The 22,580-nt window shown below is 64.0% G+C and carries 21 protein-coding genes; 8 read left to right on the top strand and 13 right to left on the bottom strand.

Features of this window, described 5'->3' with window-relative positions; all coding sequences use genetic code 11:
* From OCW50_RS30535 to OCW50_RS30520, 4 genes are all read right to left on the bottom strand, one after another.
* A partial coding sequence (locus OCW50_RS30535; RefSeq protein WP_262300200.1) for a transposase occupies window positions 1–277 on the bottom strand: 277 nt, incomplete at its 3' end.
* Window positions 278–559: 282 nt separating this feature from the next.
* The gene (locus tag OCW50_RS30530; protein ID WP_262300199.1) at window positions 560–1,531 is read right to left on the bottom strand and encodes a Bug family tripartite tricarboxylate transporter substrate binding protein; all 972 of its coding nucleotides are present in this window, start codon (window positions 1,529–1,531) and stop codon (window positions 560–562) included.
* 26 nt (window positions 1,532–1,557) lie between these two features.
* Window positions 1,558–1,902, bottom strand: a complete 345-nt coding sequence (locus OCW50_RS30525; RefSeq protein ID WP_262300198.1) for an AtuA-related protein — start codon at window positions 1,900–1,902, stop codon at window positions 1,558–1,560.
* Between the two features lies 1 nt (window position 1,903).
* Window positions 1,904–3,250: an acyclic terpene utilization AtuA family protein gene (locus OCW50_RS30520; RefSeq protein ID WP_262300197.1), complete on the bottom strand. Its 1,347-nt coding sequence runs from the start codon at window positions 3,248–3,250 to the stop codon at window positions 1,904–1,906.
* An 87-nt stretch (window positions 3,251–3,337) separates the two neighbouring features.
* Between OCW50_RS30520 and OCW50_RS30515 the strand changes: the two genes are divergently transcribed.
* The gene (locus OCW50_RS30515; RefSeq protein ID WP_262300196.1) at window positions 3,338–4,231 is read left to right on the top strand and encodes a LysR family transcriptional regulator; all 894 of its coding nucleotides are present in this window, start codon (window positions 3,338–3,340) and stop codon (window positions 4,229–4,231) included.
* Between the two features lie 535 nt (window positions 4,232–4,766).
* Here OCW50_RS30515 and OCW50_RS30510 read toward each other — a convergent pair.
* From OCW50_RS30510 to OCW50_RS30495, 4 genes are read right to left on the bottom strand one after another with little or no spacing between them, the layout of a single operon-like run.
* A complete protein-coding gene (locus tag OCW50_RS30510; RefSeq protein ID WP_262300195.1) occupies window positions 4,767–6,014 on the bottom strand; it encodes an ABC transporter substrate-binding protein in 1,248 nt (415 codons plus the stop codon).
* Between the two features lie 18 nt (window positions 6,015–6,032).
* Window positions 6,033–6,881: a carbohydrate ABC transporter permease gene (locus OCW50_RS30505; RefSeq protein ID WP_262300194.1), complete on the bottom strand. Its 849-nt coding sequence runs from the start codon at window positions 6,879–6,881 to the stop codon at window positions 6,033–6,035.
* Window positions 6,878–7,849: a carbohydrate ABC transporter permease gene (locus OCW50_RS30500; protein WP_262300193.1), complete on the bottom strand. Its 972-nt coding sequence runs from the start codon at window positions 7,847–7,849 to the stop codon at window positions 6,878–6,880. The genes OCW50_RS30505 and OCW50_RS30500 overlap by 4 nt, the downstream gene beginning before the upstream one ends.
* On the bottom strand, window positions 7,846–9,033 hold the full coding sequence (locus OCW50_RS30495) for a mandelate racemase/muconate lactonizing enzyme family protein (RefSeq protein WP_262300192.1): 1,188 nt from the start codon (window positions 9,031–9,033) through the stop codon (window positions 7,846–7,848). Before OCW50_RS30495 ends, OCW50_RS30500 begins: the two co-directional genes overlap by 4 nt.
* Window positions 9,034–9,142: 109 nt before the next feature.
* On the opposite strand from OCW50_RS30495, the gene OCW50_RS30490 reads away from it, so the two are divergent.
* Window positions 9,143–9,787: a GntR family transcriptional regulator gene (locus tag OCW50_RS30490; protein WP_262300191.1), complete on the top strand. Its 645-nt coding sequence runs from the start codon at window positions 9,143–9,145 to the stop codon at window positions 9,785–9,787.
* Between the two features lie 482 nt (window positions 9,788–10,269).
* Here OCW50_RS30490 and OCW50_RS30485 read toward each other — a convergent pair whose 3' ends face one another.
* Window positions 10,270–11,616: an IS5 family transposase gene (locus OCW50_RS30485; RefSeq protein ID WP_262300190.1), complete on the bottom strand. Its 1,347-nt coding sequence runs from the start codon at window positions 11,614–11,616 to the stop codon at window positions 10,270–10,272.
* A 338-nt stretch (window positions 11,617–11,954) separates the two neighbouring features.
* On the opposite strand from OCW50_RS30485, the gene OCW50_RS30480 reads away from it, so the two are divergent.
* A complete protein-coding gene (locus tag OCW50_RS30480; RefSeq protein WP_262300189.1) occupies window positions 11,955–12,335 on the top strand; it encodes a hypothetical protein in 381 nt (126 codons plus the stop codon).
* A gap of 10 nt (window positions 12,336–12,345) precedes the next feature.
* Here the strand turns inward: OCW50_RS30480 and OCW50_RS30475 are convergent, their stop codons facing one another.
* From OCW50_RS30475 to OCW50_RS30465, 3 genes are all read right to left on the bottom strand, one after another.
* On the bottom strand, window positions 12,346–13,005 hold the full coding sequence (locus OCW50_RS30475) for a VOC family protein (RefSeq protein ID WP_262300188.1): 660 nt from the start codon (window positions 13,003–13,005) through the stop codon (window positions 12,346–12,348).
* Between the two features lie 52 nt (window positions 13,006–13,057).
* Window positions 13,058–14,110, bottom strand: coding sequence for an alpha/beta fold hydrolase (locus OCW50_RS30470; RefSeq protein WP_262300187.1), 1,053 nt, complete (start codon window positions 14,108–14,110; stop codon window positions 13,058–13,060).
* A gap of 90 nt (window positions 14,111–14,200) precedes the next feature.
* Window positions 14,201–15,496 carry an epoxide hydrolase family protein gene (locus OCW50_RS30465; RefSeq protein ID WP_373371537.1) on the bottom strand — a complete coding sequence of 432 codons (1,296 nt, stop codon included), beginning with the start codon at window positions 15,494–15,496 and terminating at the stop codon, window positions 14,201–14,203.
* 612 nt (window positions 15,497–16,108) lie between these two features.
* Between OCW50_RS30465 and OCW50_RS30460 the strand changes: the two genes are divergently transcribed.
* The 5 genes from OCW50_RS30460 to OCW50_RS30440 all read left to right on the top strand — a co-directional run bounded on the left by OCW50_RS30460 (window position 16,109) and on the right by OCW50_RS30440 (window position 20,575).
* Window positions 16,109–16,426, top strand: a complete 318-nt coding sequence (locus OCW50_RS30460; RefSeq protein WP_262300186.1) for an ArsR/SmtB family transcription factor — start codon at window positions 16,109–16,111, stop codon at window positions 16,424–16,426.
* A 52-nt stretch (window positions 16,427–16,478) separates the two neighbouring features.
* A complete protein-coding gene (locus OCW50_RS30455) occupies window positions 16,479–16,733 on the top strand; it encodes a DUF1127 domain-containing protein (protein ID WP_262300185.1) in 255 nt (84 codons plus the stop codon).
* A gap of 15 nt (window positions 16,734–16,748) precedes the next feature.
* The gene (locus tag OCW50_RS30450) at window positions 16,749–18,179 is read left to right on the top strand and encodes an NAD(P)-binding domain-containing protein (protein ID WP_262300184.1); all 1,431 of its coding nucleotides are present in this window, start codon (window positions 16,749–16,751) and stop codon (window positions 18,177–18,179) included.
* 325 nt (window positions 18,180–18,504) lie between these two features.
* Window positions 18,505–19,368: a tyrosine-type recombinase/integrase gene (locus tag OCW50_RS30445; protein ID WP_262300183.1), complete on the top strand. Its 864-nt coding sequence runs from the start codon at window positions 18,505–18,507 to the stop codon at window positions 19,366–19,368.
* A 10-nt stretch (window positions 19,369–19,378) separates the two neighbouring features.
* Window positions 19,379–20,575, top strand: a complete 1,197-nt coding sequence (locus OCW50_RS30440) for an IS91 family transposase (RefSeq protein ID WP_262300182.1) — start codon at window positions 19,379–19,381, stop codon at window positions 20,573–20,575.
* A gap of 712 nt (window positions 20,576–21,287) precedes the next feature.
* On the opposite strand, the gene OCW50_RS30435 is transcribed toward OCW50_RS30440, so the two are convergent.
* Window positions 21,288–22,580: MFS transporter (locus tag OCW50_RS30435; protein ID WP_262300181.1), on the bottom strand; the 1,293-nt coding region annotated here is incomplete at its 5' end.

The following is a 22,580-nucleotide window of genomic DNA, read 5'->3' as shown; positions in this document are numbered from 1 at the left end:
GCTCGACATTGCGGCCGGCCTCGCGCTCCAAGCGCCGGCTTGACTGCACCCGGTTGAGATAGCCGTAGATGTACAGCTTGAGCAGGACGGCGGGATGGTAGGACGGGCGTCCGGTGGCTTCGGGCACTACCCCGTCAAAGCCCAGCGCCCTCAGATCGAGCGCCTCGACAAAGGCGTCGATGACGCGCACCGGGTTGTTCTCATCAACCCAGTCGTCCAGGCTTTCGGGAAACAGCGTGGTCTGGCTGCGATCCACGCCTTCGACAAAGCGTCTCATCGGATCCCCCAAACATGGCAGGGAGATCATACCATCAGCCGCGTTTTGACACAGCCAGGGTTAGGCAGCGATCTTCGTGAACTTGGTGGAAGGTCTGGTTCCGCGAGGAATGCCGCCCTCAGGCTTACGTCTCGGGCGTGCCATTTCGCGACATTACCTCGTTTGCCTCTTGCCCGGGCTGCGGCAGAGCCTGGAAGCGCCTGCACGCCCTGATTTAGCCATTTCCGAGGACCCATAGGTCCTCGGAAATGGCTTATCTCTACGTTCAGACCCGCTGACGACTCACTCCGGCTGGATGCCTGCGGCCTTAACGATGTCGGCCCACTTCTTGATCTCAGTACCGACGAACGCCTTCAGTTCCTCCGGCGTGCTGGCCTCCGGCTCAATGCCGGCAGTGAGAAGCTTGTCTTGGGTAGTCTTGTCGTTGACCGCTGCCACCAAGGCCTCGCGCAGCTTGTCGACCACGGGCTTTGGCGTTTTGGCGGGCACGAAGGCGGCAAACCAAGCGGCAAGATCGTAGCCCTTCACGCCCGCCTCCTCCATGGTCGGCAAGTCCGGAGCCAGTGGGCTGCGCTTGGCGGTCGAGACTGCAAGTCCCTTTGCCTTGCCGCCCTTCACCTGCGGCAGTGTGGTCGAGATGTCGGCGAAGACGATGTTGATCTGCCCGCCGAGCAGGTCGGTGATCGCCTGCGGGTTACTGCGGTACGGCACGCCCCTGATGTCGACGCCGCCCAGGGACTTCAGCATCTCGCCGGCAATGCGCGATGAGCTGGAGCCGAAGCCGAAGGTGAGCTCGCCTGGTTTTGCCTTGGCGTGGGCAATTAGTTCCTGGACGTTCTTGGCGGGAACAGATGGGTTCGTGATCAGTGCGAGCGTAATGGTGCCGAGCTTCGTCACCGGCTCGAAGCTGTTGATCGCATCGTACGGCACGTTCTTCATCAGGCTCTGATTGGCCCCGTGCGTCGTGTTCGTGGTGATCAGCACCGTGTGGCCGTCGGGCTCAGCTCGGGCCACGTTCTGGGCGGCCAGGTTGCCATTCGCGCCAGCCATGTTTTCGATGATGATCGACTGCCCCAGCGTCTTGGAGGCATGCTCGCCCACGATGCGGGCGAGAGCGTCCGTCGCGCTGCCGGCGGCGAACGGGACGATGAACTTGATCGTGCGTGCAGGATAGGTCTGCGCCAGGGCAGGCAAGGCTGCCAGCATGGTTCCGGCAAGAGCTACGGTAGCAGCAGTCCAGGTCTTCACTCTCATGGGTTGTCTCCTCCAGGGGATGGTTGTCAGGCGTCGCCTTGGGCTGGCGCTTCGTGGGTGTGGGGATCGTCGGGAAGCTCAAGATCGAGCAGGGCAGAGCTCAGGCTCTTGCCGTGGGTGTCAAGGATCAGCGAGCGGGTCACGCCGCCCCCGAGCGCTTGGCGCAGGACGAAGTTCAGGGCGCCGAGGCTCGGGATCTCGTAGCGGATCACCTCACCGGCCACGAGGTTGCCGAAATGAGCTTTGACGCGCTCGGGCGTAATGTGCCGCAGCAGCAGCGGGTAGTCCTGCTCATCGAATGCAATCACCGAGATGCTGGACGTGTTGCCCTTGTCGCCGGTGCGGGAGTGGGCGATCTGGCGAAGCTTCATCTCAACACTCCACGTAGTGAACGGTGGGGCGTACGAGGTGGCGCGGGATGTAGGTCGAGAGAATGCCGACCACCTCGCGGGCTGACTTCGTCACGCCTCCCCCACCGGCAGGTCCGTTCGTGTAGAGGGTCTCGACCTCGTTGCCGATCCGCACGGCCTCGGCAAGGCTGTCGGTACGCCCCACGACGCGGATGCGGACCTCGTAGGGCTCATGGGCGCCGCTGTTTCCGGAAAGCCTGTCTCCATGCAGAGAGTTGACGCCGATGAGATCGAAGCGCAGCTCGGAGGTGCTGACACCGGTGAGGTTAAGGCGCTCCCTAACGATGTCGAGCGCCAGCTCGCCGCGGGCGCGCGCGCCAGGTCCGGCATAGGAGATCTGCCCCTCGCCAACGAAGCCTTCGACTGTTCCGATGGACACCTTCAGGGTCTCGGGCCTGGGGCCGCCGGAGGCACCTTGAATGCGGATCCGATCAGGTCCGACCTCCTCGACGGTAACGTTTGAGAAGTCGGCGATCACGTCTGGGGTAAGATATCGGGCGGGGTCGTGGATCTCGTAGAGGATCTGCTCCTTGCACGTGGCGGGCGTGACCCGCCCCCCGGAGCCCGTTACTTTCGTGATGACGACGGAGCCGTCCTCACTGACTTCGCCGATGGGGAAACCCAAACGGGCAAGGTCGGGAACATCCTTGTAGCCGGGATCGGCGAAGTATCCTCCCGTTACCTGCCCGGCACATTCGAGAAGATGCCCAATCAGTGTGGCTTGGCCGAGCCGATGGCAATCATTCAAGCTCCAGCCGAACTCATGGATTAGCGGGGCGGCGAAGAGTGAGGGATCGGCAGCCCGGCCGGTGATGACTATATGCGCGCCGTTGGCAAGCGCCTCGGCAATGGGCTGCGCCCCAATATAAGCATTAGCTGACACGACGCGGTTGCCAACATCGGCAACGGCAGCACCTGTTTCCTCAATGCGGTAGTCGCCGTTGGACAGATAGGGCAGGACGTCATCGCCAGTGACGGCCGCAATCCTGAGGCCCGTGAGGCCAAGCTCTTGGGCAACGGCCCGGGCTCGTTCGGCCGCAGCCTGCGGATTAGCCGCCCCCATGTTGGTGACGATCCGGATATCCTTGGCATGGCAGAGCGAAAGAACCGCGCGAAACCGCTCCGGCAGAAGCGGGTCGTAGCCGGCAGCGGGATCCCTGAGCTTAGCCTGCTGGGCCAGAGCGATGGTGCGCTCAGCGAGGCACTCGAACACCAGATACTGAAGGTCGCCCTTCTCAGCTAGCTCGATGGCCGGCTCGATCCTGTCACCCGAGTAACCTGCGCCTGCGCCGATCCTGATCTGCCTCATGGGTCTCTCCGGCTCTCGCACGCAATAGACGCCGGCCCTAGTGATCACACAATTGAAATGATTGGATCACAGTAATAGGCTGAGATTATGAATCCTGACCTCCGCCAGATCCGCGCCTTCGTCACCGTCGCTCAGCTCGGCAGCTTCACACGCGCCGCCAGCCTCCTGAACGTCTCGCAGCCGGCGCTCACGGTTCAGATCCGCAATCTTGAAGAAGCCCTCGGGGTGCGCCTGTTCGACCGCAACACTCGAACGGTGTCCCTCACAAGGATGGGCCGGGAGTTCGTCCCGGCGTTGCAGCGCATCCTGAGGGACCTCGACGCTATTGTGGCCGAGGCGAGGGATGTGGCTGCTCTGCGGCACGGGATCGTTCGGCTTGCCGCCCTACCGTCGTTTGCCTCTGGTGTCCTGCCGGAGATCATTGCACAGTTCCGGGAGGCAAATCCGAAGATCTCGTTCGTGATCCACGACGTGATCGCGAGCGGAGTCGTTGCCCAGGTCCGTGAAGAGCAGGTCGACCTTGGGCTAACAGGCGGCCGGATCGTTGATCCTGATTTCGAAGTGCTGCACACGACGCAGGATCACATGCACGTTGTCTACCCGGTCGGACATTCGTTTGGGGACATGGAACAGGTTGATGTGGAGGCCTTGACCCTTCATCCGCTTATTCTGATGCATCCAGCCACGAGCGTGCGGTCAGTGGTGGATGCAGCGTTCCTTGCGGCCGGCCGACTGCCGATCGTTGCCGCTGAAGCGACGTATATGTCGACCGCGGTGGGCATGGTGCGGGCGGGATTAGGGGCTGCCATTCTGCCCGGGTCTGCAATGGAGGTCCGAGCTGAGCAGACCTTGCGCTCGCGTCCTGTAGATGACCGACGATTTACCCGGGAGATCTCGATCATTAAGAAGGCGGAGCGGACACTTCCGCCCGCCAGCGAGAGCTTTGCCCACACCTTAATTCAGACACTACAAACCGCCTGAGCAGAGCATCACGGCGTCTGCGGAGAGTCCACTGCGGGTCACACTGAGTAGTAGCGGATGTTGGTGCGAAGGTCGGCTCATCTCAGCAGTGCGGAAGTACGGCTAAGGTCAGCCCGGTGCCAGGAGCTGACCTTAGCCTATAGCACAGTAAATCCGCCAAGCTGCTGGTGTGGGAGACGCGGAGATCGTGCACCTCAACGGCATCAAAGGAACATTGCGTGTTGATCAGCATGATCAGGATTTATCCATCACCATCACCTGGTAAGACATCTACCTTCGAGCGTGCATCTTCCGAGTATTGAGAAGCCAGAAATCCCATGGAGAACGCACTATCCGTTTCTGGTTGAGCCACTGACCTGATCTTCGACGAACGCGCTCTGGGCATGGAATGTCCAAGGTCGTATCAAGCCGTCGTCAGGGATCCGCCATTACCGACGGAGTCCTTCAATCCTCATTTCCACGACGGCACCCGCCTTCAGGTAGCGGGACGCCGACATGGGGTGCTCTTTTCCTGTTAGCCGTTCGGCTCCGGGCGTCAGCTCAACGTCTTGTCGAGGCTCCGCATCATTGCGTCGACTGCGTCCTCGACCGTGGAGCTCCCGACCAAAATCTTCTGGAACTCGGGGAACATCTGGTTCTGCCCCCAGGCTTCGACACCGGGGGTGTCGATCGCATTCTGCCCGAACGACAGCGTCTCGATGGCGGGCTTGTAGAGTGGATTGCCGGTGATGCGCGGATCCTGGGCAACCTTGAAGGACGCTGGGAAGTAGCCCGTCTCCTCGAGGAGCGCGATCGAGGGGTCCGGCTCGGCCCAGAAGCTGACCCAGTTCCAGGCCGCCTCTCGGTTCCGGTCGTTGGAGACGCCGTTGTAAAGGTTGTCGACCCGGGCCGCCCGCAGAACCGGACCCTTCGGGCGCAACGTGGTACCGATTTGGTTCGGCTTGAGCGCGGCCGTCAGCTCTGCCAGCGATCCGGTGTGATGCCAGATCATGGCCGTTTGACCTGTCTTGAAGCCCTCCATGATCTGCCGAAAGCTGTCGTTGGGCGCGCTCGGGGGGACGACCTTGTACTTGGTGTAGAGATCCGAGAAGAAACGCACCGCCTCGATCGCCTTCGTTCGATCAATCGCGGCCTTGCCGTCGACGACGATCGGCGAACCGTAGGCGATCAGCAAGTCCATCAGGTATTGATGGCCGCCGCCGCCACCCCGCATGCCGAAGCCGTAGCGATTCTTGGCCGGATTCGTGATCTTGATGCAGGCCTCAAGGAACTCCTGCATCGTGTCCGGTGGCCCGGACAGGCCTGCTTCCTCGAAGAAGTCCTTGCGGTAGTACATCCAATTGACGAATGAATAGGCCGGGACGCCGAAGGGCTTGCCGTCGCGCTCGGCGCCCTTCCAAGCGCTGGGCTTGAAATCGGCCTTGCGATCCCATTTGGCGACCTCGGGCGAGAGGTCGAGCAAGGCCTTCATGGCGTACATGTCGGCGAAGCGTTCGGCTGCGACCATGCAGGTATCGGGACGGCTGTTGGCCACCACGGAGGCGGTTACCTTCGTCAGGTACTCGGCGTTCGGGATCGTCTCGATCGCCATCGAGATGTTAGGGTACCTGGCACGGAACATCTCGGTCAGGCGGCGCAGGCCCTTCTGCTCGCTCTGGCTTGCGAAGTGATGCCAGTAGCTCAGGCGGACCGGGCTTTGCGCGCGGGCGAAGCCCGGTGCGCCGAGTGCTGCGAGGGCCGCTCCGTATTGGAGTATTCCGCGGCGTGTCGGATAATTGTTCATTGTCTCCTCCCTTGATTGTTATCCCTTAGTGGCGCCTTCGGTCAGACCGCGCACCATCGATCCCTGAACGAAGGCGAAGAGCACGACGACCGGAATGATGCTGATGACCCCGCCCGCCGCGAGTAGTCCCCACGGCAACTGGAAGTCGCCGATCATGAGTTGCAGGCCGACAGGCCAGGTCCGCGTGTCCGCCCCGGTCGTGAGCATCAAGGCGAACAGGAACTCGTTCCAGGCACTGATGGCGATGAGCACGGTGGTGGCCAGGATGCCGTTGCGGGCGACCGGCAGCGCGATCCGCCACATCGCCCCGAGCCTGGAGCAGCCGTCGATGCGGGCAGCCTCCTCCAATTCACCCGGCAGGTCGTCGAAGAAGCCCTTCATGAGCCAGATGAACATGGGCAGCAGGAAGCTGGCATAGGCGAGCGCCAGACCGAGCTTGGTGTCGAGGAGCCCGATGGCCTTCATGATGATGAAGAGCGGGATGATCTGCATCACGGCCGGGAACATTCTGATCGCCAAGAGACCCATGAGCAGGGGCTGACGCCCGCGGAAGGCCTCTCGCGACAGCGCATAAGCCGCCAGGGTGCCCACCACCAGGCAGATGACGACCGTGAGCGTCGTGGCCGAGAGGCTGTTGCGGAACAGGGTTGGGAAGTCGGTCTGGTCCCAGAGCTCCCGGTAGTTGGCCAGAGTCAGGGTGCTCGGCCAGTACACGACGCCCTGTGCGGTGACGATGTCGGCCTCCGTCTTCAGGGACGTGAGCACGAGCCAAACGATCGGTCCTAGGGCTGTGAGGCCGAAGAACCCTGCAATCGCATAGGTTGCGACGTTCCAAAGGCGGCGTTCGCGCGCGCTTCCGACGATCATGCTTGCCTCCCGACACTCGAGGCCCGGACATAGAGGAACGTGAACAGCATCAGGATGCCGAGCATCACAACCGCGAGCGCCGAGCCGTACCCGAAGTCGAAGCCGCGGTAGGCGGTCTCGAAGGCGTAGAGCGAGAGCACCAGGGTCGAATGGCCCGGTCCACCCTGCGTCAGGATGAGGAGCAGGTCGGGCGAGTTCACGAGGGAGATCACCCGTAGGATCACAGCCACGAGCATCACGTTACGGAGCATGGGCAGGGTCACGAAGCGGAAGCGCTGCATGGGAGTGGCGCCGTCGATCGACGCAGCCTCGTAGAGTTCATTCGGGATACCCTTCAACCCAGCCATAAACAGCAGCGTGAAGAAGGGAAAGCCGCACCAGGCCTCGATGACGACGGCCGTGCCGAAGGCCGTGGCCGGATCCGAAAACCAGGCTTTGTACTGCGCCAGGATTCCGAGATGGACCAGGATGTCGTTGAGGACGCCGAGACGCGGGTCGAGCATCAGCGCCCACATATTGCCCGCCACGACCTTCGGCAGGAACCAAGGTAGCAGCACGAGCACGGCGATGACCTTCAGCCCCGGCAGGGCGCGATTGAGGGCAAGCGCGCTGATCATGCCGAGGCCGACCTCGAGGACGCAGGCGATGCCGACCCACAGGAAGGTGTTGCGTACCGCAAGCCAGAACACATCATCGGACAGCATGGCGACGAAATGCTTCGGTCCGACGAACCCCGTTCCGAGGTCAGGCCGGGTCAGGCGCATCTCATGCACGCTGAGGCTGAGGCCATAGAACAGCGGGTAGAGCACGATGAGGGCGAGCAGGATTACGGCTGGCGCCAGTAGCGCGACGACCCAGAACCTGCCGTCGGACCAGTGACCCAGGATGTAGAAGGGGTTGTAGCGGTCGGCAATCAGCGCTAGCCGCGGCATCCCCTGCCCTTGCGAGGAATCCTGGAAAGCGCTCATGCGGCCGACATCTCGAGGGGGATCGGAGGGGCGGGAAGGATGTGGGCGGCAGTCTCCTGGCCAGCCTCGGGGCAGCGGAACTCAGCCCGCGCCCGATCGGAGAGCCGAATCCCATGGCCCGGCCTGTCCGGCGCGTAGGCATAGCCACCTTCGATCCGGACGGTCTCCTCGACAAGGATCGTCGTATTCTGGAAGCTGTACTCGAGCCAGTGGCACTCGGGCAGCGCGCAGGCCACGTGGACGCCGATCTCCATGCTGGTGTTGCCGAGCGAAACCTCGAGGCCATGCTCGGCTGCAAGCCACCCGGCCCGCAGCGAGTCCGAGATCTTGCCGTGGACGTTGAGGATGTCGACGGCGCGGGCCGCGATGAGCGCCCGCTTGCCCGCAAGATCGAGGTACTCGCCCGTGTTGAGATGGGTGTGAGGCAACGCCTCTCCGACTTGGCGCAGGCCCTCGAAGTCCTCGCGCAGGCAGGGATCCTCAAGCCAATAGATTGGGAAGCCGGCATCCTGATAGGCGTTGATACGCCGGATGGCCTCCTTGGGTGTCCACGCCTCGTTGGAGTCAACCATGATGACCGCCTCGGGTCCAACGGCATCACGCAGCAGGCTGAGGCGGTTGAGATCCCATGCAACGTCGCGGTGACCGACCTTGATCTTGAAGGCCTCGTATCCCTTGGCCTTGGCCTGGGCGAAGAAGTGGCTGTAGTGATTGTCGGACAGATGGTAGTCGAGGCCGCTGGCATAGGCGCGCACGCGCCCCTCCTTTCCACCGAGGAGCCGCCACAATGGCAGCCCGAGGGACTGGGCGTGGAGATCCCACAGGGCTTGGTCGATGGCCTCGGCGAAGCCGTAGGGCAGCATCCGGCGGTTGCCGCCGCGGGGGCGCAGGATGCGATTGATGAGGACAGCCGGGATCTCGCCCTTGAGCCCGGGTATGGCCTGATCATCGAAGATGCGGGCCAGTTCGCGTTCCGATGGCAGCCCGTAGAAGAGGTCGAAGAAGAATCCGGTGCCCACCAGTCCATCGCTCGTGGTGAGCTCGAGCACGCCGATGTTGGCCTTCTCGATCCGGACTTGGCTGTCGCCGATCACCCGGTCACGGGGGAAGGAGAAGCGCAGGAGCCGCGCCTCCTGGATCGTTCCAGTCTGGCTGCGGGATGATGGCAGGTCGTTGTGGGACAAGGGGCCGACTTTCGAGTTGCAGAGCAGATTGGCTCAAGGTTTACACATCAAAATGCTCCTGATATATTTTTGTCAAGACGTGTGATGTATCAGAGGATGAGATTGAAGTATGAGCTTAAGTGACGTCGCCTATCAGCGCTTCAAGGAGCGCCTCTTCGATCACACGATCGACCTCGGCACCGTCATGACCCAGGGGCAGCTTTCGGAGATGCTCGACGTGCCTGTTACGCCGCTGCGGGACGCCATCCGGACCTTGCATGCTGAAGGGTTAGTCGAGATCCTGCCCCGCAATGGCATCCGCATCGTCCGTCCTGGCATGGAGATCATCCGGCACACCTACCAACTGCGCCGTCTGATCGAGAAGGAAGCGGTCTCGCACTTCTGCTCCGTGGGCTCGCAGGAAGAGATTGATCGTTTCACCCGCACCCACGACGAGATCGAGGCACGCGTCCGCACAGGCTTGCGCCAGCCGGAGCTTGGGGATGCGATTGAGGCCATGGAGCGTGAGTTCCACGACACGATGGTCGGCAGCCTCGGTAATCCCTACATTGATGCGGTTTACGCGCAGGCCGGTGACCGCATCAAGGTTATCCGCATCGACAGGCGCTACGTGATCACGCCCCCGCTTGTCCAGAACACGATCGCTGAGCACCGTGCGATCATCTTGGCCCTGGAGAAGCACGATGTCGCGGCGGCGGTGAAGGCGATGGAAGACCACATGTCCTCCGCCCTCCAAAGGGCAATGGGGCTGTGACATTCACCGCAAAGCCTCACCGGCGTGTGAGAAAGCAAGGCACCTGAGGAACCCAGCAACTCTGAATGATCGCAACAAGCAAATACAGCAAACGGAGGAATGCGTCCCATGTCGTCAGCCGAGTTGGGGCAAACGCAAGATCTGCTCTTGATTGAGCGCTAACGGAGTGCGTAGCAGGAACATGCTCTCCACCGCAGTGGGTGTCGAGCAAGCCGATGGCCTAATACGCCTCGGTTCGGGCATTTGAGTAGCCATACAGCGTCGCGCACACGTCGACAGAAAGGATGCGGCTACCCGGAAGATCCGCCCGAGCGAGTGACGTTGCTTGGAGGGCTTCGTGGACAGGACTAGAGAGAAGCAACAACACTTTATCCGATGCACGTTGACGTGCTGTTGCCTAACGCAGAGAGCCAGGCTTCAAGCCTCGCACCATTAGTTGCCGATCCGTTCTATCTTAGTCGGCCCTGAACAATGCCGTTTGATCAGGCTGCCATTGGATTCCAGGGTTCGTGGGCAGTATCCGATGGCGCGGATGAACCCATCAGAGCGGCCAGGAACCAAGCGACAAGAAGCCTGAGCCAGTTCAGGATCAGCCGCAGGTTGTGCCCGGCGGCCACGAGCAGCGCATTCATCGCATCCCCGACCGCTCCGAGCAGGTGATTGCGTCCCAACCGCCCGTCCGCCTTCATGTGCCCGATCATCGGCTCGATCGCTGAGCGGCGTCTCAGCTCCCGTTTGATCGTTGGCGTGAGCCCTCGCCGCTGTCGCGTGATGAACACCCGATCCGTCTTGGCGTAGTCGTGTCCGCGATAGCCCTGGTCGACGTAGATGCGTGCGGGCTCCACGTCCGTCATCGCGATGACCTGGCCGACGGTAGTGTCCAACGTATGCCCGTCATACGGATTGCCCTCCAGCGCCTTGGACGCGAGCACGAAGCCTTCGCGGTTGGTCACTGCCAGCGCGACCTTGGAGCCAAATTCGTACGGCCGATGCGCCTTGCCCTTGGCGATGCACACCACCTCCGGTGCGTGCAGGCTGTAGAGCTTGTTCTTGCTCGTGCGCTCCTGCATCAGAAGACGCTCGATGAGGCCGAGCAGAGGAGCAAACCGGCGTGAGAGTCCCTCATCCCCGGCGACTTTCCTGGCGATATCGCGATAGACCCGGCCCAAATAGGTCTTCAGCCGCTTCAGTTCGCGGCGCATGCGCCGCATCTGCCGGGCATGGGCATAGCGCCCGACCTGCACGGCGGCGCGTTTGGCCACGCGCGTGTGAGCCTGCCGCAGCGTGAGGCCATGCCGCTTGGCCTGCCGCACCAGAGCCTGCAAGGCTTTCAGATACAGCTTCGCGTCGGTGGGATAGGTGATCGCCTTGGGCTGCACGGTGGTGTCGACGCTGATCCGCTCCAGGCTCGAGGGCCGCACGGCGCCGCTCTTCAGCCCGGCCTGGATCGTGGCCGCCAGCAGCGTCTCCAGTCCGTCAGGTCCAAGCCGCTTGCGCCAGCGCGTCAGCGAGCTCGGATCGCACGGCAGCTGATGCTGGAAATACTCGCAACCGCAGAACCACTGCCAATACGGGTTTTCGATCCAGCGCTGCACCACCGCCTCATCGGACAGGTTGAAGGTATGCTGGAGATAGGACAGGCCCACCATCAGCCGGGTCGATTTGGCAGGCCGGCCCAACGGGCGGTAGAAGCGGCCGAACTCCTGATCGAAGCGGTCCCAGTCGATGAGACCGGCCAGGCGAAACAGCTCGTGACGCGGATCGAGGATCTGGTCGAGACGGCTGCGGTAGAGGTCGCCGGAACTCGCTACTGTCGGCTTGGGTCCCATGGAAATACACCAGCTTTGAGCGGGTCAGCACCCAGATGCTGGCATTTTACAATGCTTCGTGACGGCGAAGAATCCTTCTGTCTCAATCAGTTGTGGGTTGTTCAGGGCCGACTATCTTAGCGCTCAATCAGGATCAGATCTTACGCTGACCCCGAGGTGGAACTGGAGGATCCGGCCCAACCGGTCGCGCTGCCATCGTGGGTAAGCCAGGAGGTCAGCTATGACGAGCGCTTCCGCAACTCGCGTCTGGTGGACAATCCGCAGGGCGAGGCTACAGTCGAGGAACGTTGTTCGGAACGACCCGTCCCGGGACCCTGAGTGGATCGAGGAATTCGTCCATGGCGAAAAACAAGGCCAAGACTCCGAAGACGATTGCCGCTGTGAGGGTGCCCAAAGCCCTGCGCAAGTCCGGATGGCTCGACCCTCTTCTGGCCGACCCGCAGATGCGGGAGCTCCTGGCTGATGTCCTGATCGCTGCGGCTGGCGCGGCTGCGGCCCCCCTCGTCAAGGAGCGCCCGAGTTGGCGGCAGGTCGCCGATGCCGGCACCGCGGCGCGCGATCTGGTCCAGGGCACGGCCGATGCGGCCACCGGCGTCATCAGCGAGGCCGCCAAGGCGATCCTGCCAAGCTCGCTGACCGGTTCCGACACTGCTGCGATGGTGTCCGAGGCTTCGGGTGGAACAGCCAAGCCAATTCGCAGGAGGACCAAACGCATTTAGAGGGCGCGGCTCAGGCCGGCAACGGCTGGCCGGCCTGCTCGCGGACGATGTACTCGGCGTACCAGTCCGGCCAATTCTCATCGTGCTGTCCGCCGTTGCGCTTCTCGTGTTCTCCGTGCGCAGACGCAGCGCGGCGGAGTGCGGCTGCAAGATCGGTCGCCGAGATGAACGTCGTGCTGTCTGCGTCCACTCGCCCAGGCAAGCGTGCGGTGACCTCCTGCAACAGCCAAGCATTGCCGTCCGGATCGCTGAACGTGGCGAACGAGTTATAGCTGCGGCGCTCCGGATCCAGCCCGCTTAGAGGACCCTCCCCGATCGCCGCCCGGTGGAACACCTCGCTGACGTCGACGCCGCGAGCGACGACGTCGGCGCGCGCCGCAGCGATGTCGTCAACGACGAGATACATTCGCTGTGCCGAACCCGGCTCGGCCGATGTCACGCCCTTGCCGAAGTGGATTGAGCATGGCGAGCCCGGTGGCGTGAACTGGACGACCCGGAATGTATCGCCTTTGACGAAGTCGGCATCGAGACGCCATCCCAATCGACCGTAGAAGTCCTTCGAACGATCGACATCCGCAACGGGGATGACGACGACCTCGAGCTTCAGGGCGACTGTCTGCACTCCTGGGATGTTGACTGTCGTCCTTTCGCGCGCCTGGGTATCGCTCATGTCCGCCTCCTTCGGTTCGAGTGCATACAACTGGCAATCGCCGCAGCCTCGGTCAGGAACGGCCAACGTCGACGACGGCCCGGACGAAGGCCTGTGGCGCTTCCTGGGGCAGGTTGTGCCCGATCCCACCCGTGATCAGGCGGTGCTCGTACCCGCCGGTAAACTTGCTGGCGTAGGCGGCCGGATCCGGATGGGGTGCACCATTGGCATCGCCTTCCAGCGTGATCGTCGGCACGGCGATGGTCGGGAAGGCGGCAAGGCGCCGTTCCAAGCCGTCAAGCTCAGGATCGCCGTCCGCCAGGCCAAGCCGCCAGCGGTAATTGTGGATCACGACGGCGACGTGATCCGGATTGTCGAACGAGGCCGCGCTGCGCTCGAAGGTGGCCTCGTCGAAGGCCCATTTCGGCGAAGCGATCTGCCATATGAGCCGGGCGAAGTCGTGGCGGTACCTGTCATAGCCCTCCCGCCCGCGCTCGGTGGCGAAGTAGAACTGGTACCACCATTCGAGTTCGGCCTTGGGGGGCAACGGCTTCCTGCCGGCCTCCTGGCTGCCGATCAGGTAGCCGCTCACCGATACCATGGCCTTGACTCGCTCCGGCCAGAGCGCCGCAACGATGTTGGCCGTCCGCGCGCCCCAGTCGCATCCCGCGATAGTGGCCCTTTCGATCCTGAGGGCATCCATCAATGCCACGATGTCCGTGGCAAGCGCCGACGGCTGGCCGTTCCGGAGGGTTCCGTCGGACAGGAACCGGGTTGATCCGTAGCCGCGCAGATACGGCACGATGACCCGGTATCCCGCCGCTGCGAGCAGGGGCGTCACTTCCGCGTAGGTGTGGATATCGTAGGGCCAGCCGTGCAGGAGAATGACCGCGGGAGCATCCGCCGGTCCGGTGTCGACGTATCCGACGTTCAGGACGCCGGCATCGACGTGCTTCAGGGAGGCGAAGGACGCGGCCGCATCTGGTCCGATCGCAGGAGTGCTTGATGCCTCGCCCTGCTTCGACTGGGCCTCCGCCGGGCCGATCAGGGCGAGTTCGGCGGTGGCAACCGTCAAGGCGGCAGCGCCCAGCAGGCGGCGGCGCTCATGGTCGATTCCTTCGGGCATCTATCTCTCTCCCCATGGTTCGGCACCATCGGTGCCGTGCTGCCAGGAACGACTGCACGTCCCACGTGCGTACCACCTGTCTCCCCGCAATCAGCGCAGGTTCCGAAACGTCGTCCGCATCTCCTGGCTGAAGAGCTCCGGCTGCTCCCAGGCCGCGAAATGACCGCCCTTCGGCAGACGATTGTAGTGGATGAGCTTGGGATAGGCCTTTTCCGTCCAGCTCCTTGGCGCGGTGTAGATCTCGTCGGGAAACGCGCTGACGCCCATCGGCAGAGGCACGCCCTTCGGGGCGAAGAAGGCGAGCTTGCTCTCCCAATAAAGCCGCGCCGACGAAACTGCCGTGTCGGTCAACCAGTAAAGGGTGACGTTGTCGAGCACGTCATCGCGGGACAGTCCCTCGGTCTGACCGTCGAACACGCGCGCGATCATCTCCTCGCTGCGTGCGTCATGGTCGAGCATCCAGGCCGCCAGGCCAACCGGCGAGTCCTCAAGCGCGTAGAGCGTCTGGGGTCGGTTTGCCATCTCCTGGGCATAGCCGAGGCCATGCTTGTAGAAGGTGTCGAGCTGGTCGTAAGCATACTTCTCTTCGGGCGAGAGGTCCTTGGGCGGTGTGCCTCCCGACAAGGCAGCCGTAATCTCGGCGGGGACGGTCGCGGGCATGTTGGTGTGGACACCAATGAGCCCTGGCGGTGTAAGCAAGGCCATCTGCTCCGTCACCGCATTGCCCCAGTCGCCACCCTGCGCCACGTAGCGCGAATAGCCGAGCCGCTTCATCAGTTCGGTCCAGGCGCGCGCGATGCGAATCGGGTCCCAGCCCAATTCCTTGGGCTTGCCGGAAAAGCCATGGCCGGGAAGCGAGGGAATCACCACGTCGAACGCGTCGGCTGCGGTTCCACCGTGAGCGGTCGGATTGGTCAGCGGATCGATGATTTTCAACTGCTCGATGATCGATCCCGGCCAACCGTGCGTGATGATCAGCGGCAGCGCGTTCGGCTCCGTCGACTTGACGTGGATGAAATGGATGTCGACGCCGTCGATGGTGGTGACGAACTGCGGCAACGCGGCGAGCCGGCTCTCAACCTTTCGCCAGTCATACTGGTTCGCCCAGTAGTCGGCGAGCTTTTGCATGGTCGCGAGGCGCACGCCCTGCGAGGCGTCCGCCACCAGCTCTGGGCTGGGCCATCTGGTCGCCTTGATCCGCCGCTTGAGGTCGGCGAGTTCCTCGTCGGATGCGCGGAACGTGAACGGTCGGATCGCCGCGTCCTCGGCGGCGTGGCCCGCAAGGGCAGGCTGTGCAGCCAGGGGCGTGGGAAGCATCAGTCCGATGCTGGCGGTGGCGACCGTCATGGTCACGAGCGCTGCGGTTGAGGCGGCGAGGAAGGACATCGTTGGTCTCCCTTCATGTTGGCTGAGGCGCCACTGGGATCGGGTGGGGAAGCCGGACGACGTCGTCTCGCATTTCATTCGGCAACCTTTCGGAAGCGCTGCCGTCGAAGCCCGGATGCCGAGCACCCACGTGTCCAAGCCGGCTGAACTGTCGGTGGTGGCGTGTCCGACCGTCTGCTGCTGATCTCGCAGGTGTCAGGCCGATGGCGATGGCCGTAACGACCAGCACCGCCACTGAAGCAGTGAGCAAGGACATCGTCATTCGCCTTGGCGGCTGGGTCGGGCAAACCACGCGGCACAGGAGCGACGTCGACAAAGCTGTCGATCAATAGCGGCTCGTCGGGAGCCCAGGTCCAACGCAGGACTTTAACCTATGTGAGTATGATACGCCTTCTCGCGACGGTCGGAAAGCGGCGCAGAAACGGATACGGCCAAGGCTGAGCAAAAGGTCCGGTCGGGGTCGTGGACTGCCCTTCAGCTTGGCCGTGCGATGGTCCGCTGTTGCAGGTTCTACGGACCCAATCCCGTCACCCCACACTAGGCCGGCATCCTCTTTCGACGATTCAGGAAATAACGCTTGACCTGCTGCCCAGACACATTCACCTTATTTCCATGAACGTCGAACAAGCAGCCAAACAGCTCGAAGCGCTCGGGAACACCACTCGGCTCCAGGTCTATCGCACGCTGGTGCGGGCCGGAGAGGCGGGTCTGCCCGTCGGCCAGATCCAGGAGCGCCTCGGCATCCCGGGCTCGACGCTCTCGCATCACCTCCAACGCCTCCTCCTGACTGGGCTGGTGACGCAGGAGCGGCAGGCCACGACCCTGATCTGCCGGGCCAGCTACCCGGCGATGAACGGTCTCATCGGCTTCCTGGCCGACGAGTGCTGTGCCGATGCCGGATGCTCGACCCAGGCAGAGAACGCCGCCTGATTTATTTTTGCCCCTTATTTCGATGATACCGGGAACATGAAAGGAGAGACAGATGCCAGGCTTCGTTCCCTTCATCCTCCATCTCGCCCGCGCGGCCCGGAACCGTCGGCAGGTCGCCGCCCTCGGCGAGCTGGACGACCATCTCCTGCGTGACATCGGCCTCGAGCGGGCGGACGTCCTCGCCGTCCTGGCCCAGCCCCGCCACCGCGATCCCTCGCGGATGCTCAAGATCCTCTGCTGTCACGGACGCGTCTTCGTCGAGCGCGTGCGCGACGGCTTCGCTCTTCAACCCGCCTCCTGCTGCTGACCAAGGAGTCCTGCCATGACCTCGTCTGATGCCCTTCCCGTAGCCGTCATCGGCGCAGGCCCTGTCGGCTTGGCCGCCGCCGCTCACCTCATCCAGCGCAGCCTCCCCGTGATGGTCTACGAGGCCGGGGACACCGTCGGCGCCAACGTGAAGGATTGGGGTCACGTCCGACTGTTCTCGCCGTGGGAGTACAACACCGACACCGCGGCCCGCGCCTTGCTCGAGTCCCATGGGTGGCAGGAGCCTCCCGGCAAGGCGATGCCGACGGGATCAGACCTGTACGAATCCTACCTCAAGCCGCTCGCCGAGGCGCCCGAGATGGTGGCGGTGATCGAGACAGGCGCCAAGGTGACAGCGATCACCCGCCAGGGAGCCGACAAGGTGCTCAGCAAGGGCCGTGAAGCCAAGCCGTTCGTGCTTGCCGTTTCCAACGGCAACGGCGCCATCCGGCGGGACCTGGCGCGGGCGGTGATCGATGCCTCCGGGACGTGGACGGCCCCGAACCCGCTCGGTGCGGGCGGCATCCTCGCCGAGGGCGAGGCGGAGAACGCAGGGAACATCGCCTACGGCATCCCGGACGTGCTCAGACGCGACCGCGCCACGTACGAGGGCAGGACGACCCTCGTCGTCGGCGCCGGGCATTCGGCCGCGAACGTCCTCCTCGACCTCGCCCGGCTGGCGGAGCGGGATCCCGCGACCTCCACCGTCTGGGCAACCCGCGGCGAGAACCTGATGCGGGTCTACGGCGGCGGAAGCGCCGACCAGCTTCCGGCGCGCGGCGAACTTGGCTCCAGGCTCAAGGCGCTCGTGGACAGCGGACAGGTCACCCTCGTGGCCGGGTTCTCCGTGGTCCGCGTTAGGGCCGCTGGCGGGCAAGTCATCGTCGAAGGCGAGACGGCGAACGGCCTCCGCGAGGTCGGCCCCGTCGACCGGATCGTGGTCTGCACGGGGCAGCGCCCGGACCTGAGCCTGACCCGCGAGCTGCGGCTCGACCTCGACCCATGGCTGGAGAGCTCGAAGGCGCTCGGTCCGCTGATCGACCCGAATTTGCACTCCTGCGGATCGGTGCCTCCGCACGGCCACCGCGAGCTCGCCCATCCCGAGCCGGGCTTCTATACGGTCGGGATCAAGAGCTACGGCCGCGCCCCGACCTTCCTGATGCTGACCGGGTACGAGCAGGTCCGCTCGGTCGTAGCGGCCATCGCCGGCGACCTCGCGGCAGCGGATGACGTCCACCTCGTCCTGCCGGAGACGGGCGTGTGCTCAACCGAGCTTGCCGTCGACGGTGCGCCGGCAAACTCGGGCTGCTGCGGTGGTCCCGCCCCAGCACAGGCCGATGCCTGCTGCGTTGCGGATGCCGACGCCAAGGCCGAGGGCAAGTCGGGCTGCGGCTGTGGTCCCGCAAAGGTGCCGGAGAAGGTTGCGGAGCCTGCGGGCTGCTGCTGAGATCAGCCCGTGTCGAATCCAGTGAGCAAATAGGCATCCCGCGGCAGATGAATCTTGTGCGGCAACTCGAAAAGGTGCGCTCAGGCCGAGATCAGGGCGAGAGCGGTCAGCAGGATCGCGAGGAACTGGATTACACGTAAGCTCATGCGATGCCTCCGCCTGCCGTAGTCGAGCGGAATGTCCGAATCGGGTCAAAGGACTAAACCGCTACCGCGGTAGGCCATGCCGGCTCTGTCGGCGTCTGGGATGATCATAGAGGTCACGCCGGGATGCGTCCGGCCTGAGAATGGAGAGGTTTCCTCCACCCTCAGGACAGGAGCCTCCCATGACCCACGCGTCCGTCAGCCCTCTTCGCCAGCGCCTGATCGACGACATGACGATCCGCCATTTCGCCCCACGCACCCAGGACGCCTACATCCGCGCCATCCGCGGCTTCAGCGCCTTCCTTGGCGCCTCGCCTGACCAAGCCGGCTTCGAGGATGTGCGCCGCTACCAGCTCTTCCTGAGCGAGACCGGCGCCAGCCCGCCCACCATCAATCACGCCGTCACGGCCCTGCGCTTCCTCTTCCAGGTCACCCTGCACCGGCCCGAGGTCATGCAGCCGATCCCGTTCGTGCCCGAGCCGCGCAAGCTGCCGGTGGTCCTCAGCCCCGACGAGGTCGCCCGTCTGCTCGAGGCGGCGCCCAATCTCAAATCCAAGGCCGCGCTGAGCGTCGCCTATGGGGCGGGCCTGCGTGCCTCCGAGGTCGTCGCCCTCAAGGTCAGCGACATCGACTCCACCCGCATGATCATCCGCGTCGAGCAGGGCAAGGGCCGCAAGGATCGCTATGTCATGCTCTCGCCGCAGCTTCTGGAGCTGCTGCGCGCCTGGTGGCGGGCGGCCCGGCCGCAGGGCTGGCTCTTTCCCGGCCAGAACCGGGTCAACCCGCTCACCCCGCGCCAGCTCAACCGCGCCTGTCATGCCGCCGCCCGCCTGGCTGAGATCGACAAGCCCGTGAGCCTGCACACCCTGCGCCACAGCTTCGCCACCCACCTGCTCGAGCAGAACGTCGACATCCGCGTCATCCAGGTGCTGCTCGGGCACACCAAGCTCGACACCACCGCCCGCTACACCCGCGTGGCGACCCAGCTCATCCGCACCGTGATGAGCCCGCTCGATCATCTGCCTCTCGCGGATCCGCCGGCCTGAGGGCCGGCCCATGCCTCACCCGGCCCTGGAGGTGGCGGATATCTTCCGCACCCACGGGGCGGCTTGGCGCGCCGCCCATGCCGGCCATCTCAGCCTCGGCCAGCTCAAGGTGATGAGTGCAATCGAGGCCTGCCGCACGGCCGCGCTCGGCGGGCATGTGGAGCGCTGTGAGCGCTGTGCCCACACGCAGATCGCCTACAACTCCTGCCGCAACCGGCACTGCCCCAAGTGCCAAGGCGCGGCGGCCCGGGACTGGCTTGCTGACCGGGAAGCCGAGCTGCTGCCCCTGCCCTACTTCCACATGGTGTTCACGCTGCCAGCAGCGATCGGCGATCTGGCCTGGTCCAACAAGGCGGTGGTTTATGACCTGCTGTTCAAGGCTGCCGCCGAGACCCTGCTCACCCTGGCGGACGATCCCAAGCATCTTGGTGCGCGCATCGGCTTCACGGCGGTGCTGCACAGCTGGGGCTTGGCTCTGACGCACCATCCGCATGTGCATGTGATCGTGCCCGGCGGCGGCATTGCCCCGGACGGAAGCCGCTGGATCGCCGGCCGGCCCGGCTTCCTTCTGCCGGTGCGGGTGCTCTCGCGGCTGTTCCGACGCCTGTTTTTAGAGGGGCTGTCCCGCGCTCAGGCGACCGGGCGCCTGGGCTTCTTCGGAAGTCAGGCGCATCTGGCCGAGCCGGAGGCGTTCAACGCCTGGCTGGCGGCGCTGCGGCGGATCGAATGGGTGGTCTACTGCAAGCGCCCGTTCAGCGGGCCCGCGGCGGTGCTGGCTTACCTGGCGCGCTATACGCACCGCGTGGCGATCTCAAACTCCCGGCTGATCGCCTGCGATGCGGATGGGGTCAGCTTCCGCTGGAAGGATTACCGGCACAAGGGACGTCAGCGCTCCAAGGTGATGCGGCTGAGCGTGGATGAGTTCATCCGTCGCTTTCTGCTGCATGTGCTGCCTGACGGCTTTCACCGCATCCGCCATTACGGATTGTTCGGTAACGGCGTGCGCCAGGCGAACCTCGCTCGTGCGCGTGCGCTGCTGGCGGCGGCCGGGAAGCCCCTGGCCGAGGCTCCTGCCCCTGATGCACTGATCGAGCCGTCGCGGTGTTGCCCGTGCTGCGGCGGGCGCATGCTCATCATCGAGCGGTTCGCCCGCGGATATGCACCGCGCCCGGCGCTCTCTCACCCGATCCGGATCGACACCTCATGACCTCCCGCCGACCTGCTCCTGACCCTCATGCTGCTGATAACGGGCGCTGCATCCGGCACACCGGCGCTCGCTGTGTCACGCCCGGCGTTTGCCACGCTGCGTTCTATTGCGTGGCACTGCCATCCCGATGGTCCCGCCCGCTGGGCTCGCGATGGCCCTCGCAGCGAACTCCCCCACACCAGATTGGGTCCGTGATGGTGGCTGTGCACCCGATGCCGACGCCACAATCCCCATAACATCCGCAGCATCAGCGCGGTGGACCGCGGTTTCCTCCTTTGAGGCTTGTCGAACGCCTGCCGCTCGTGCAGCCGCACCGTCCCGCCGCGGCAGGCATCCAACAAGCCTTAACAAACTCGGCCATTCAGCTTGACCGTGACAAGGTCGTCTCTCTAGCTGATTCCTGACGTTCGTTGATTCTGGCAGTAAGGTTCGGCGTGCGGCTGGGGCGATGGGATCGTGGAGTAAATAGCTCAACCAGCTGAGCTTGCTTCCCATATGCGTCCCAACCCGGTTTTCTGGGAAGCAGGACCAAAACCAATCAGCATCTAGGTGCTTGAAATAATCTGGTGAGCGCGCTGGGACTCGAACCCAGGACCCTCTTATGAAAAGTCAGAGGCCCTGCCGGTTGATGCGGATAGACGCAGTTCGCTCGCTCTGCTCATAGGACGAGCATGTTTGGGCCGGCAACCATGGCCTCTCTGGCGGCTTCCCGTTAGTCTTCGCGTGGCGTGCCGCCCCTCAGCGTCCGCAAGCTGCTCGTCACACATCCGACCGCCGACAGGCCCGCTCCTAACCACAGGACTATGGCTGTCGCATTGTTGGGTGCGAGGCCAAACAGAACCGCCGCCAATGCCGCGCCCAGAGACTGACCGAGCAGCCTGGCCGAGGACTGCATGCCGCTCGCACCGCCACTGCGCTCGGGCGGCGCGCTGGTGATGATGGCCTTGTTGTTGGGCGATTGGAACAAACCAAATCCCAGGCCGCAGACCGTCAGCCGCCAGACGATGTCCGTGGTCGACGGATCATTCGGCAGCATAGCCAGGAGAGCCAAGCCGCCAGCCAGGGTGGCAAGGCCAATGCCCCCCAGCAACCCGGGGGAGAACCGGTCGGCCAAACGGCCGGAAATGGGTGCGGCGACCGCAATCGCCAGGGGCCATGGGGTCATCAGCATGCCGGTCTCAGTCACGCTGCGCCCCAACTCATCATGGAAGTAGAACGGGAGAGCGAGGTAAGCGAGCGACTGGGTGGCAAACGAACAGACCGACGTCAGCATCGACAGAGCGAACACCGGCCGCTGGAGCAGATCCAGGGGCAGCAGCGGCATCGGCAGCGATAGCTGGTAGCGGACGAACACGATCCCCACGACCACAGCCCCGGCTAACGCAGGCAGCGGATAGCTGAGATCGCCGGACCCGAGGGCATCGATCCCGGTGATCAGGAGACCGAAGGTCAGAGCGTTGAGAAGAACGCTCAACCCGTCGAGCCGTCGGGCCGATTGCGGCGTCTCCGGCAAGGTCCGAGCGGCCACAATGAGCGCGAACGCGCCGAGGGGCAAGTTGATCAGGAAGAGCCAGGGCCAGGACGCAACCGACAGGATGGCCGCCGCAAGAGAGGGGCCGGCCGCCGATGAGACGGCCACCACGAGTGCCGTGCTCCCCATGCCTCTGCCGAGGAGCTTTGCCGGATAGATGAACCGGACAAGAGCGATATTGACGCTCATGATTCCGGCCGCTCCCAAGCCTTGCACAATTCGAGCGGCGAGAAGCGCCGGGAAGGACCCGGCGAGAGCGCAGCCGAGCGATGCCACGGTGAACACGAGGAGCCCAGCCCAGTAGATCCGCTGATACCCCACGGCGTCGCCAAGGGACGCCAGAGGCAGGAGTGAGACGGTGATCGCCAGCTGATAGGCATTGACGGCCCAAACGGCCGTTGCCGGATCCACCTGAAGCTGCTGGGCCAGCACTGGCAGGGCGACATTGACGATCGCGCTGTCCAGAACCGCCAT

The sequence above is a fragment of the Microvirga sesbaniae genome (assembly GCF_025460805.1).
Lineage (GTDB): Bacteria > Pseudomonadota > Alphaproteobacteria > Rhizobiales > Beijerinckiaceae > Microvirga > Microvirga sesbaniae.
This window is presented reverse-complemented; position numbering and strand designations above follow the sequence as displayed.

Bases quoted from the DNA above. Each gene is read 5' to 3' on its own strand.
- OCW50_RS30465 (WP_373371537.1), bottom strand. From the start codon at position 15,496: ATGTCCTTCCTCGCCGCCTCAACCGCAGCGCTCGTGACCATGACGGTC.
- OCW50_RS30450 (WP_262300184.1), top strand. From the start codon at position 16,749: ATGACCTCGTCTGATGCCCTTCCCGTAGCCGTCATCGGCGCAGGCCCT.
- OCW50_RS30490 (WP_262300191.1), top strand. From the start codon at position 9,143: ATGAGCTTAAGTGACGTCGCCTATCAGCGCTTCAAGGAGCGCCTCTTC.
- OCW50_RS30485 (WP_262300190.1), bottom strand. From the start codon at position 11,616: ATGGGACCCAAGCCGACAGTAGCGAGTTCCGGCGACCTCTACCGCAGC.
- OCW50_RS30460 (WP_262300186.1), top strand. From the start codon at position 16,109: ATGAACGTCGAACAAGCAGCCAAACAGCTCGAAGCGCTCGGGAACACC.
- OCW50_RS30470 (WP_262300187.1), bottom strand. From the start codon at position 14,110: ATGCCCGAAGGAATCGACCATGAGCGCCGCCGCCTGCTGGGCGCTGCC.
- OCW50_RS30520 (WP_262300197.1), bottom strand. From the start codon at position 3,250: ATGAGGCAGATCAGGATCGGCGCAGGCGCAGGTTACTCGGGTGACAGG.
- OCW50_RS30525 (WP_262300198.1), bottom strand. From the start codon at position 1,902: ATGAAGCTTCGCCAGATCGCCCACTCCCGCACCGGCGACAAGGGCAAC.
- OCW50_RS30500 (WP_262300193.1), bottom strand. From the start codon at position 7,849: ATGAGCGCTTTCCAGGATTCCTCGCAAGGGCAGGGGATGCCGCGGCTA.
- OCW50_RS30515 (WP_262300196.1), top strand. From the start codon at position 3,338: ATGAATCCTGACCTCCGCCAGATCCGCGCCTTCGTCACCGTCGCTCAG.
- OCW50_RS30480 (WP_262300189.1), top strand. From the start codon at position 11,955: ATGGCGAAAAACAAGGCCAAGACTCCGAAGACGATTGCCGCTGTGAGG.
- OCW50_RS30445 (WP_262300183.1), top strand. From the start codon at position 18,505: ATGACCCACGCGTCCGTCAGCCCTCTTCGCCAGCGCCTGATCGACGAC.
- OCW50_RS30455 (WP_262300185.1), top strand. From the start codon at position 16,479: ATGCCAGGCTTCGTTCCCTTCATCCTCCATCTCGCCCGCGCGGCCCGG.
- OCW50_RS30440 (WP_262300182.1), top strand. From the start codon at position 19,379: ATGCCTCACCCGGCCCTGGAGGTGGCGGATATCTTCCGCACCCACGGG.
- OCW50_RS30505 (WP_262300194.1), bottom strand. From the start codon at position 6,881: ATGATCGTCGGAAGCGCGCGCGAACGCCGCCTTTGGAACGTCGCAACC.
- OCW50_RS30475 (WP_262300188.1), bottom strand. From the start codon at position 13,005: ATGAGCGATACCCAGGCGCGCGAAAGGACGACAGTCAACATCCCAGGA.
- OCW50_RS30510 (WP_262300195.1), bottom strand. From the start codon at position 6,014: ATGAACAATTATCCGACACGCCGCGGAATACTCCAATACGGAGCGGCC.
- OCW50_RS30530 (WP_262300199.1), bottom strand. From the start codon at position 1,531: ATGAGAGTGAAGACCTGGACTGCTGCTACCGTAGCTCTTGCCGGAACC.